Genomic DNA, 12,200 nt, shown 5'->3' with positions numbered 1-12,200 from the left:
GACGGGCATTTTTCAGTTTAAATTACCTTTATTTCTCCTGAGAGAAAATGATTACCAGGTATATTTAACACCAACGTTTGCAGACCAGTCTTGATCAACATCACCGCCGCCGAGGTAGTTAGCATCGGTGTAGGCGCTGAAGTTCTTCGTGAAGCTGAACTGAGTACCCAGACCAACACGTACCGCAGAACCTTCTACGCCGTTGTCGATAGAGTCGCCGTTTACGTCAGCATCGTTGTTGGAGTCGTCGTAAACGTAAGCCAGTTTGAAGTACGGGGTCAACGCCTGATCTTCGCTGTAAGTGAAGGTATAACCTGCATCTACACCGAGTTCATAACGCATGCTGTCGTAAGACTGACCGTCAACTTTCATGTCGTTGCTCAGCTGGTAGTCGTCGCCGGACTGGAGCAGACCGGATACGCTGCCGTAAGGCGTTACGTAGCCTGCATCACCCAGCTTCAGATCATAACCCAGTTTCAAGCCGAAGCCCCAGGCGTCAGAAGAGGTGTTGCCGTCAACGTAAGTACCGTCGCTCATGTTAGCAGACAAATCGTTGTTGAAGTGAGAGTAGCTTAAGTTACCGTCAACAAAGATGTTGTTTGCGAAACGAGCGGAAGAGTAGATGTAGGCAGACTGGCTGTCCTGATCCACCTGACCGGTACGATCGCTCAGATCGCCTTTCGCGAAGCCTGCTGCCGCACCAACGATCCACTTAGCGTTGTTACCGTCAACTTTGGTATCAACACCGACCATGATGCCATTAACATCCTGATCGTAGTTAATGGTGCCGTTGTCGCCGTTGAAGTTGCCGCCGAAGTAGCTTACCCATGCGCCGCCGTTATCCGCCAGGCCATGACGAGCGTTGGTCAGACGAGTACCAACGGTGTCTTGTTCCAGGTTCCAGATATTGGTGTTCGCAGAAGGAATGCTCAGCGCCATGTTAGCGTAGTCGGTCAGTTCCATCTGTTCCAGCACGACAGTGTTGCCTTCCTGCTTAGCCTGATAGGTGTAAGCACCCAGGTCAGCTTTGTTTGCTGCAGAGAAGGTAGCGTCGGTGTTTACGTCATTGACATAAATCAGCTCGTTGCCTTTGTAATCCGCAACAGAACCGGCACCAGTAGCGTTGTCGATGCGAACTTTATAGTTACCGGTAGCCGCTACAACGTTGTCAACAGAGCTGTTATCCAGTTCGTCGCCGTTGTTGATATCGCCATTACCGTTGATGGTCAGGTGACCGTCAGAGTTCATTGCGATAGTACCGTAACCATAGTTAGCCTGAGTGGTATCCCAGGTACGGTCGTTCACCAGGTCAGCGTTCAGAACATAATCGCTGCTATGGATATTGAACACACCAGAAACAACATTACCGTTGTGATCAGCAGTATTGCCGCTGGTCAGTTCCAGTTTATCAGTGCTGAATACACCATTATCAAACTGATCAACGTTAACATCCAACATACCACCATTAGTTACAGTGATAGTATTGGCATACAGTGAATAATCACCATAATGAGTCACATCATCATTCAGCGCAACAGTACTGTAGCTATCGATAGTCAGATGATCAGTTGCTACCTGACCATCTTCACCGATATTCATACTAGAACCGTTGGTCAATCCAATGGTGTCTGATACCAGGGTAGAGTCTGTAACATTTACCTGAGAGCCATTATTTACAGCTAAGGTATCAATAACGGAAGTGTTGACAGTATCCCACTCAGAACCATTGTTTAATGCAACGTTAAATACTCCACTTTGGAATACTTTGTTGTCAATAACACGATCCCAATCGTTATCTTCAATAACCGCGCCAGGGGTAAGGCTATTATATGCAACATCGTACATATTAACCGGAGCAATAGCATCGGCAGTAATATTAGCCGAACCAATCCATTTACTACCATTATCCAGAGTAATATTTAGCTCATCAACATTCTGACTGTCATCAATCCAGCCGCCGTTGGTATCCTTAACACCATCGCCGTTGCTGTCATAGCCTGTTGAATAGAAGAATTCACCATCATTATTCCAGTGGCTAGAAAACTCTACATCGCCCAATAAGGTAGAATGGTCGAAGTAAACATTGTTCTTCATGGAGTAATTAGAATCAGCGTTGTCAGAGAAAGACAGTGCTACATCATTTACACTACCATCACCATTATAGTCACTAGGTTCAGCAGAGTTACCAAAGAAGTATTTTGCTCCGTCATAGTCATCTTCCAACGGAATTTCTGAACCAGAAGTCACAGTAGAGTTGGAGACGCTAATATTATTGTCCCACTGATGGTACTCGGATGTATACGCAGTATTGGTTGTATCCCCCTGAGACAAAGCAATACCCGCAACACGAGAATTATTAGCAATATTGATATTGCTCTCTACGTTCAGATCTACTGCAACCCCTAAAGCCGTATAGAACGACTCATTAGTCGTTTTAGTTGTAGTACCATCATCACCGCTCAAATAAGTGTCAGTGAAATAAAGCGCTTCATAATCATCATCAATAGTAGAGTTTGAAATATTCAGCGTAAATACATCACCGTCGTACCAATTTGTATCAGTAATGGTAGTACCATTGTCGTATGTATAACCGTTATACATACGAGGGGTAACAGCTCCAGTTACAGGGTCAATAGAAGCTGGTGTAATACTCCAGTAGCCGAAAGGCAGCTTTGAAGTAATTGAACCATGTATATTCGAATTCGTAATGTTCAGAGTGTTATCTGAATCAGTGGCATAGTCATGGTTCAGATAATAGGTAGAAATCGTACCATTAACAGTGTCACCGTTGAACGTCTGATCGAAATCACCATTGGCGTTGTTGTAGTAGACAAAGCCGCTATAGTTTACATAGTTACCATCGACTGTACCTGGATTATCCATATTGGCCCAGTCAAGAGCCGTAGTAGGGTTATTAATGTAAGTCCAGGTATCGTAAGTAGTAGCATTCGCCTGAGAAGTGATTGCCAGAGTGCAAGCCAATGCTAATTGTGAGACTACAAGTTTCTTTTTCCAGGAGTGCATTTGTCATCCCTCCTCAGGGACGTAATATAGTTGATCCATCAATTATCAATGCATAAAAACATATAGATGTTTAGCAAGGAGGATTATGCGGCGTCATTGCTAAAAGGTTCAATTATTCTTTATCCTCAGTCCGGATTCGGACATGAATTAAAAAGACGTAATAAAAGGAAATTTTATAATTGAAAAGCATTCTTTTTCATGGTCTTACAAGAAAATAAAAAAACAAAATACATATAAGATAAATATGGATTAAAGAAAAACAAAATAAACATGAATAATGTTAAAACCCACATTTACTTAAATGACGATGAAATAAAACTAAAAACAACGTAAAACTAATTCTTATTTAAAATGATATAGTGCCTGAGGTATTAATCTTCGGTATATAAAAGAAGCGCCATGTTCTGCCGCCGCCGGGGTTGCGCCTGCTACGTTAAGGACCGTTTTCGTAAAACATCTGCCTGCAGATTCAGGTATACTGGGCCTTCGATTCCACAAACATCAGGCAGACCATGACAGACCTTATCCATCGCCCTCGCCGCCTGCGCAAATCCGCTGCGCTGCGCGCTATGTTTGAAGAGACAACACTTAGCCTGAACGACCTGGTGTTGCCGATCTTTGTTGAAGAAGAACTCGACGATTACAAAGCTATTGATGCCATGCCCGGCGTAATGCGTATCCCGGAAAAGCAGCTGGCGCGAGAGATTGAACGTATCGCAAATGCTGGTATTCGTTCCGTTATGACCTTCGGCATTTCTCACCATACTGATGACACCGGCAGCGACACCTGGAAAGAAGACGGCCTGGTGGCAAGAATGTCCCGCATCTGTAAGCAAACCGTGCCGGAGATGATCGTTATGTCCGACACCTGCTTCTGCGAATACACCTCGCACGGCCACTGCGGCGTATTGTGCGAACACGGTGTGGATAACGATGCGACGCTGGCCAACCTCGGCAAGCAGGCCGTTATCGCGGCGGCGGCTGGAGCAGATTTTATTGCGCCCTCCGCGGCCATGGATGGACAAGTCCAGGCTATCCGCCAGGCGCTGGATGCCGCCGGTTTTACCGATACGGCAATAATGTCCTACTCCACCAAGTTCGCCTCTTCTTTCTACGGCCCCTTCCGTGAAGCAGCGGGCACCGCGTTAAAAGGCGACCGCAAGACGTATCAAATGAATCCGATGAACCGCCGTGAAGCGATTCGCGAATCACTGCTCGACGAAGCCCAGGGCGCGGATTGCTTAATGGTGAAACCGGCCGGCGCATATCTGGACGTGCTGCGTGAAATTCGCGAACGCACAGAGTTGCCGCTTGGCGCTTACCAGGTGAGCGGTGAATACGCCATGATTAAATTTGCTGCTATGGCTGGCGCCATCGATGAAGAAAAGGTCGTGCTGGAAAGTCTGGGCTCGATTAAACGCGCCGGCGCCGATTTGATTTTCAGCTACTTCGCACTGGATCTGGCTGAGAAAAATATTCTGCGTTAATTCTGTTACAGGGCGGCGCGCTGCCGCCGCCCTTTCCCGACTTTACACCCCACTATTCAGTCGCTGAGCCTGACCCGTTGCCGGACGCGGCTTATCCGGCTTACGGCTATTCCTCGATCGCCTGGCGAATTTGCTGCAACGACGCGGGATCGTCAATGGTTGTCAGATCGCCCGGATCACGGCCTTCGCAGATCGCCTGGATCGTGCGGCGAAGCATCTTTCCGGAACGCGTTTTGGGGAGCTGCGAAACAAACCAGACATGCGCCGGACGACCAAAGTGACCGATCTGGTTATCCACCAGCGCCATAATCGCTTTTTCCTCGTCGCGCGCCGCCTTGCGATCCGCCAGCGTATCGCTCTGCTTCGGAATGACAAACGCCACCGCTACCTGCCCTTTCAGAGCGTCCTTTATCCCCACTACCGCCACTTCCGCTACGTTCGGGTAGCTGGAGATACTTTCTTCTATTTCTCGCGTCCCCAGCCGATGACCCGCAATATTAATCACATCATCGGTACGGCCCAGAATAAAGTAATACCCCTCGGCGTCGCGGATTCCCCAGTCGAAGGTGGCATAAACCTGACGGTTAAACAGCGACCAGTAAGTCTTCACAAAACGCGCATCGTCGCCCCAAATAGTCTGAATACAGCCCGGCGGCAGCGGCCCTTCAATCACCAGCATTCCCTTTTCATTTATGCCGCAGGGCTCGCCGGTGACTTCATTGAGTAGCTGGACGTTATAACCGTACATCGGCACGCCGGGACTTCCCAGACGCGACGGCCTGTCGTCCAGCGCGCGGGCCAGCGCCATGATCGGCCAGCCGGACTCCGTCTGCCAATAATTGTCGATAACCGGCACACCCAGCGTCTCCGTTACCCAACTGGCCGTCGGCTCGTCCAGCGGCTCACCGGCCAGATAAAGCGCCTCCAGCGAGGAGAGATCGTGATTGCGGATTTGCGCCGTCGGGAATTTTTTCAGCACGCGAATCGCGGTCGGGGCGGAAAACATCCGGTTAACCTGGTATTTCTCGACAATTTTCCACCAGACCCCACAGTCCGGGTACGTCGGCAGTCCTTCGTAAACAATAGTCGCCATGCCTGCCAGCAGCGGCGCGTAAACGATATAGGAGTGGCCGACGACCCAGCCGATATCCGATGCGCAAAAGAATACGCCGCCCGCCTTGCCGCCAAAAATGGTGTCCATCGAGGTTGCCAGCGCCACCGCATAGCCGCCGACGTCGCGCTGGACGCCTTTCGGTTTGCCGGTAGTGCCGGAGGTGTAAAGAATGCACGAGGTTTCATTGGATTCCAGCCACGCCACCGGCACGCTCGCGCCGAGATACTGCTGGCGCAACGTGGAAAAATCCAGATCGCGCCCATCCACCCACGCCATTTTCGCCAGCCCTCTGTCCACCAGCAGAACGTGTTTCGGCTGATGCTGCGCCTGCGCAATAGCGTCATCAAGCAGCTTTTTATACGGCAGAATTTTACCGCCACGCGCTCCGGCATCCGCCGACACAATCAGCGCCGGTCTGGCATCGTCAATGCGCGCCGCCACGCTGTGCGAGGCAAAACCGCCAAAGACCACCGAATGGATCGCGCCAATGCGCGCACAGGCCAGCAGGGTTATCTGCGCTTCGGCAATCATCGGCATATAGACCAATACGCGATCGCCACGCTGCACGCCCAGCGACAGCAGCATAGCGGCCACAGCGTTGACTTCATCATGCAACTGGCTGAAGGTAAATGTGCGCTCTTCATCGGTCTCTGATGAGACGGCAATCAGCGCCAGCGCCTCCGGCTGTTTATCCCGCCAGCGGTCGACGGCGTTATGACATAAGTTAGTGGTGCCGCCGCAAAACCAGCGGGCAAACGGTGGACGGCTATGATCCAGCGTCTGCGTAAACGGCTGTCGCCAGTCAATACGCCGGGCCTGCTCGGCCCAGAACGCCTCCGGTTCGTTAATGGAACGCTGATAAAATTCGCTAAAAGACATCACGCTCTCCTGTTGAACTTACGCCTTACTGCTGGCTGGTTCAGATGACATATAAATCGAGGTATTCGTTAACCGGCATCTGCTCCAGGCGGGCTCTGTCCAGGGAGACATCCAGAATGCGTTGCTGCTGGCGAGTCGGGAACTGACGCGCCAGGTTAATTTTAAATTTTTCGATAAGCTTCGGAATACCGTCGGCGCGGCGACGCGCATGACCAATCGGATACTCCACGACAACCTCGCCAAAGCGTGAGCCATCAGTAAACTCCACGGTGATCGCATTGCCGATAGCTCGTTTTTCCGGGTCGTGATAGTCGGCGGTAAAAGCCGGGTCCTCATAACACACGATTTTCTCGCGCAGGGCGTCAATACGCTTGTCCTGCGCCACCTCATCTTCATAATCCGCCGCGGTTAACCGTCCGAACAGCAACGGCACGGCGACCATATACTGGATACAGTGATCGCGGTCCGCCGGGTTATTGAGCGGGCCTTTTTTATCGATAATGCGAAGACAGGCTTCGTGGGTGCGGATGGTCACTTTCTCGATATCCGCTGCCGTTTTACCCGCGGCCTGCATCTGCTCATACAGCGTCATCGCCGCTTCGACGGCGGTTTGCGAGTGGAATTCTGCCGGGAAAGAAATTTTGAATAGCACGTTTTCCATCACGTAGGAGCCGTAAGGGCGCTGGAAACGGAACGTTTCACCTTTGAATGAAACGTCGTAGAAGCCCCAGATTTTGGCGGTGAGCGCCGAGGGATAGCCCATCTCGCCGGTTTTCGCCATCAGCGCCAGACGTACCGCGCGCGAAGTCGCATCGCCCGCCGCCCAGGATTTGCGCGTACCGGTATTCGGCGCATGACGATAGGTACGCAACGACTGGCCGTCGACCCACGCCAGCGATACCGCGTTGAGGATCTCATCGCGCGTCAGCCCCAGCATTTCAGCGACCACCGCGGTCGAGGCCACTTTGACCAGCAGCACATGGTCAAGCCCGACACGGTTGAAGGCGTTTTCCAGCGCGATGCAGCCCTGAATTTCATGGGCTTTGATCATCCCGCTCAATACCTGTTTCATGGTCAGCGGCGCTTTGCCGGCGGCGACGGCGTTGCGTGACAACCAATCCGCAATCGCCAGAATACCGCCGAGGTTATCGGAAGGATGGCCCCACTCGGCGGCAAGCCAGGTATCGTTAAAATCGAGCCAGCGGATCATCGCGCCAATGTTAAAGGCTGCCTGTACCGGATCGAGCTGGAACTGAGTGCCCGGCACGCGTGCGCCGTTGGGCACCACCGTGCCTGGCACGATCGGCCCAAGCAATTTTTTACAGGCCGGGTATTCCAGCGCTTCCAGACCACAGCCGAGCGTGTCGAGCAGGCAATAATGCGCGGTGTCGTACGCCACCTTTGAGGTGATGTCGTAATTCATAACGTAATCAACGATATCGACGATTTCGCGGTCAAATTCCGGGCGGATGTTCAGTTCTTGGGTAGACATAGGGTACGTTTCCTGCGTTTTATTTTTAATAAGAGTGAGTTAGCAACGATCGTCTATCGAGACAAACGGACGATCGTCCGGGCCGGTATAATTGGCGGAAGGACGAATAATTTTGTTGTCCTGACGCTGTTCAATAATGTGCGCCGCCCAGCCGGTAACGCGGGCGATGACAAACAGCGGGGTGAACATTTCGGTAGGGACGCCCATCATGTTGTAGGAGACCGCCGAAAACCAGTCGAGATTCGGGAACATCTTTTTGGTCTCCCACATCACCGTTTCCAGACGGTCGGCGATGTGGTACATCTTCAGCGAGCCGCCTTCTTCTGAAAGCTGTTTCGCCACCCGTTTGATCACCTGATGGCGCGGGTCGGCGATGGTGTAAACCGGATGTCCAAAGCCAATCACCACCTCTTTGTTTTCCACGCGTTTACGGATATCCGCCTCTGCCTCGTCCGGCGTTTCATAACGCTGTTGAATTTCCAGCGACACCTCATTCGCCCCGCCGTGTTTCGGGCCGCGCAGCGCGCCAATCGCGCCGATAATCGCGGAGTAGACATCCGAGCCGGTCCCGGCAATCACCCGGCTGGTAAACGTCGAGGCGTTGAACTCATGCTCGGCATACAGCACCAGCGAAATATGCATCGCCTTTTCCCAGCTTTGGGTTGGCTTTTCACCGTGCAGCAGATGCAGGAAATGGCCGCCGATGGAATCATCGTCGGTTTCCGGCTGAATACGTTCGCCGTTGTGGCTGTAGTGATACCAGTAAAGAAGGATAGAGCTGAGCGAGGCCAACAGCTTATCGGCAATATCGCGCGCGCCGGAGACGGTATGTCCCTCTTTTTCCGGCAGGGTGCAGCCCAGCGCGGAAACGCCGGTACGCATCACATCCATCGGGTGCGAGGCCGCCGGTAACGCTTCCAGAACGGTACGGACATTGGCGGGTAATCCGCGCAGCGCTTTTAACTTGCTTTTATACGCGTTCAGCTCGTCGCGGGTCGGTAATTTTCCGTGGATCAGTAAATGCGCGACTTCTTCAAATTCGCAGTGCTCCGCCAGATCGAGAATGTCGTAACCGCGATAGTGCAGATCGTTACCGCTTTTTCCCACGGTACACAGAGCGGTATTTCCGGCAGGTACGCCGGAAAGCGCGACCGATTTTTTAGGCTTAATGACATGCGTGTTGTTTTGCAGGATCGTCGTGTCTGTCATATTGTCCTCGTCATTATTGTAATGTGTAGGGTATTGAGGCGTGTAGGCCGTACCGTAGGCGGGATAAACGTAGTGCCATCCGGCATTGCCTGATGGCGGCTTCGCCTTATCAGGCCTACAGGCTACGATTTTTTATTCCTGTACAGCGCGTCCAGCTTCTCTTCGAACTGGTAGTAATTGATGCTTTCGTACAGCTCGTTGCGGGTCTGCATGATGTCGATCACGTTCTTTTGCGTCCCTTCCTGGCGCAGCACGGTATAGACTTTTTCTGCGGCGCGGTTCATGGCGCGAAACGCCGACAGCGGATAGAGCGCCATCGCCACGTGTGCGCTACGCAACTCGTCGGTCGTAAACAGCGGCGTCGCGCCAAATTCAGTGATGTTGGCGAGGATCGGCACCTGCGCCACGTCGGCGAACTGGCGGTACATCGACAGTTCGGTGATCGCCTCCGGGAACAGCATGTCAGCCCCCGCATCCACGTAAGCCTGCGCGCGATCGAGAGCCGCCTCCAGCCCTTCCACCGCCAGCGCATCGGTACGCGCCATGATCACAAAGTTCGGATCGGTGCGCGCATCCACTGCCGCCCGAATTCTGTCTACCATCTCCTCTTTCGAGACGATCGCTTTGTTTGGACGGTGTCCACAGCGCTTAGCGCCAACCTGGTCTTCAATATGCAGCGCGGCGGCGCCCGCTTTGGCTATGGACTTTACCGTCCGCGCGACATTAAAGGCGGAGGAGCCAAAGCCAATATCCGCATCCACCAACAGCGGCAGCGGGCAAACATCCGTGATGCGCCGGATATCGGTTAACACATCATCCAGCGTAGAAATCCCCAGATCCGGCAGTCCGAGCGAGCCCGCCGCTACGCCGCCGCCAGAAAGATAGATAGCCTGATACCCGGCCCGTTGGGCCAACAGAGCATGGTTGGCATTAATAGCGCCGACAATTTGTAATGGATTCTCTTTAGCGAGCGCGGCGCGAAATGCCTGCCCCGGCGAATGTAAAGACATATCTCGTCCTCATGTTAGTAAATTGTTACTCAGAATGTATTCACCAAAGCAAAGGCTATGCCAGGCAAAGAGGCTGCGAGAAAATTAAATACAATGAGATTTAAAAACAGGTAATTACAGTCATTCCTGTTATGAATAAGCGCGATTAAGGGAAAAGAAAAACGTGTCAGCTAACGTTTCATGAAACGAATCGCCCCGTTTCATTGCAACATTTATGAAACGCGTTTAAAACAAAAAATCGCTCCTTAAAGATGAACCTACTGCGATGACGACTGCCCACAGCGCTCCGCGCGATAATAGCGATAAACCGGTGATCTGGACGGTCTCCGTAACGCGTCTGTTCGAATTGTTTCGGGATATCAGCCTGGAATTCGATCATCTGGCGACCATCACGCCTATTCAACTCGGTTTTGAAAAGGCGGTGACCTACATTCGCAAAAAACTGGCGACCGAGCGCTGCGACGCGATTATCGCGGCGGGTTCGAATGGGGCCTATTTAAAAAGCCGCCTGTCAATACCGGTGATCCTCATCAAGCCCAGCGGATTCGATGTATTACAGGCACTGGCGAAAGCGGGAAAGCTCACCTCGTCTATCGGTATCGTGACCTATCAGGAGACCATTCCGGCTTTACTTGCCTTTCAGAAAACGTTTCACCTCCGTCTTGAACAGCGAAGCTATGTCACCGAAGAGGACGCGCGCGGGCAAATTAACGAACTTAAGGCCAACGGTATTGAGGCCGTCGTCGGCGCGGGATTAATTACCGATCTGGCGGAAGAAGCGGGAATGACCGCCATCTTTATTTATTCCGCGGCGACCGTTCGTCAGGCTTTCCATGATGCGCTGGATATGACCCGTCTGACACGGCGCCAGCGCGTGGATTACCCATCCGGCAAGGGATTACAAACCCGGTATGAACTGGGCGATATACGCGGCCAGTCGCCGCAAATGGAGCAGCTCCGCCAGACGATTACGCTCTATGCCCGCTCCCGTGCGGCAGTGCTGATTCAGGGGGAAACAGGGACCGGAAAAGAGCTGGCGGCGCAGGCGATTCACCAGACGTTTTTTCACCGCCAGCCTCACCGTCAGAATAAGCCATCCCCTCCCTTTGTCGCCGTCAATTGCGGCGCGATTACCGAGTCATTGCTGGAAGCGGAACTGTTTGGTTATGAAGAGGGCGCGTTTACCGGTTCACGACGAGGAGGCCGGGCGGGGCTGTTTGAAATCGCACACGGCGGCACGCTGTTTCTGGATGAAATCGGCGAAATGCCCTTGCCGTTACAAACCCGACTTTTGCGCGTACTGGAGGAAAAAGCCGTCACTCGCGTCGGCGGACACCAGCCGATCCCGGTGGATGTCCGGGTGATCAGCGCTACGCATTGCGATCTGGATCGGGAAATAATGCAAGGACGTTTTCGCCCCGATCTCTTTTATCGCCTGAGTATTCTGCGTCTGACACTTCCTCCTTTGCGCGAGCGGCAGGCTGATATTTTGCCGCTGGCGGAAAGCTTTTTAAAACAGTCGCTGGCGGCGATGGAAATTCCGTTTACCGAATCGATACGTCATGGATTGACACAGTGTCAGCCGCTTTTGCTGGCCTGGGGCTGGCCCGGTAATATTCGCGAACTGCGTAATATGATGGAGCGCCTGGCGCTTTTTTTAAGCGTCGATCCCGCACCAACGCTGGACAGGCAATTTATGCGGCAGTTATTACCTGAGCTTATGGTGAACACAGCAGAGCTGACGCCTTCAACCGTGGATGCGCACACGTTACAGGATGTACTGGCGCGCTTTAAGGGCGATAAGACCGCGGCGGCGCGTTATCTGGGGATTAGCCGCACCACTCTGTGGCGTCGTTTAAAAGCAGGTGCCAAAGACCAGTCGGATAATTAAGACAAATGACAGCGTCCTGAATGCCTGATGGCGCTACGTTTACTGCAGGCCGTCATCCGGCAAAACGGATGCCGGTTGCCAGGAATAAATATAC

Annotated in this window: 7 protein-coding genes; 2 read left to right on the top strand and 5 right to left on the bottom strand. The window is 52.4% G+C overall.

The window, feature by feature from the left end; genetic code table 11:
• Positions 1-51: 51 nt before the first annotated feature.
• Entirely contained in the window at positions 52-3,024 is a 2,973-nt protein-coding gene (locus tag NA197_RS08575; protein ID WP_064043202.1) for an autotransporter outer membrane beta-barrel domain-containing protein, read from the bottom strand.
• 512 nt (positions 3,025-3,536) lie between these two features.
• Here NA197_RS08575 and hemB point away from each other — a divergent pair.
• Entirely contained in the window at positions 3,537-4,511 is a 975-nt protein-coding gene (gene hemB, locus NA197_RS08570) for a porphobilinogen synthase (RefSeq protein ID WP_000130724.1), read from the top strand.
• A gap of 106 nt (positions 4,512-4,617) precedes the next feature.
• Here hemB and prpE read toward each other — a convergent pair whose 3' ends face one another.
• The 4 genes from prpE to prpB form a co-directional block, all read right to left on the bottom strand.
• Positions 4,618-6,504 carry a propionate--CoA ligase gene (gene prpE, locus NA197_RS08565; RefSeq protein ID WP_064043201.1) on the bottom strand — a complete coding sequence of 629 codons (1,887 nt, stop codon included), beginning with the start codon at positions 6,502-6,504 and terminating at the stop codon, positions 4,618-4,620.
• A gap of 40 nt (positions 6,505-6,544) precedes the next feature.
• A complete protein-coding gene (locus NA197_RS08560) occupies positions 6,545-7,996 on the bottom strand; it encodes a bifunctional 2-methylcitrate dehydratase/aconitate hydratase (RefSeq protein WP_064043200.1) in 1,452 nt (483 codons plus the stop codon).
• 39 nt (positions 7,997-8,035) lie between these two features.
• Positions 8,036-9,205 (bottom strand): bifunctional 2-methylcitrate synthase/citrate synthase, encoded by a 1,170-nt coding sequence (gene prpC, locus NA197_RS08555; RefSeq protein ID WP_001523967.1) that lies wholly within the window; start codon positions 9,203-9,205, stop codon positions 8,036-8,038.
• Between the two features lie 122 nt (positions 9,206-9,327).
• On the bottom strand, positions 9,328-10,215 hold the full coding sequence (prpB, locus tag NA197_RS08550) for a methylisocitrate lyase (protein WP_000052221.1): 888 nt from the start codon (positions 10,213-10,215) through the stop codon (positions 9,328-9,330).
• Positions 10,216-10,480: 265 nt separating this feature from the next.
• Here prpB and prpR point away from each other — a divergent pair, with 265 nt between their 5' ends.
• Positions 10,481-12,106, top strand: coding sequence for a propionate catabolism operon regulatory protein PrpR (gene prpR, locus NA197_RS08545; protein WP_064043199.1), 1,626 nt, complete (start codon positions 10,481-10,483; stop codon positions 12,104-12,106).
• The last annotated feature ends 94 nt before the right edge of the window (positions 12,107-12,200 follow it).

It is taken from the genome of Salmonella sp. NW884 (assembly GCF_051700745.1).
In the GTDB taxonomy this organism is placed as follows: Bacteria; Pseudomonadota; Gammaproteobacteria; order Enterobacterales; family Enterobacteriaceae; genus Salmonella; species Salmonella enterica.
Note: the sequence above shows the minus strand (reverse complement) of the source record. Positions and strands in the feature narration are given on the sequence as shown.

Excerpts from the sequence above, each read along its gene's own strand:
- NA197_RS08575 (WP_064043202.1), bottom strand. The coding sequence starts at position 3,024 with ATGCACTCCTGGAAAAAGAAACTTGTAGTCTCACAATTAGCATTGGCT.
- hemB (WP_000130724.1), top strand. The coding sequence starts at position 3,537 with ATGACAGACCTTATCCATCGCCCTCGCCGCCTGCGCAAATCCGCTGCG.
- prpE (WP_064043201.1), bottom strand. The coding sequence starts at position 6,504 with ATGTCTTTTAGCGAATTTTATCAGCGTTCCATTAACGAACCGGAGGCG.
- NA197_RS08560 (WP_064043200.1), bottom strand. The coding sequence starts at position 7,996 with ATGTCTACCCAAGAACTGAACATCCGCCCGGAATTTGACCGCGAAATC.
- prpC (WP_001523967.1), bottom strand. The coding sequence starts at position 9,205 with ATGACAGACACGACGATCCTGCAAAACAACACGCATGTCATTAAGCCT.
- prpB (WP_000052221.1), bottom strand. The coding sequence starts at position 10,215 with ATGTCTTTACATTCGCCGGGGCAGGCATTTCGCGCCGCGCTCGCTAAA.
- prpR (WP_064043199.1), top strand. The coding sequence starts at position 10,481 with ATGACGACTGCCCACAGCGCTCCGCGCGATAATAGCGATAAACCGGTG.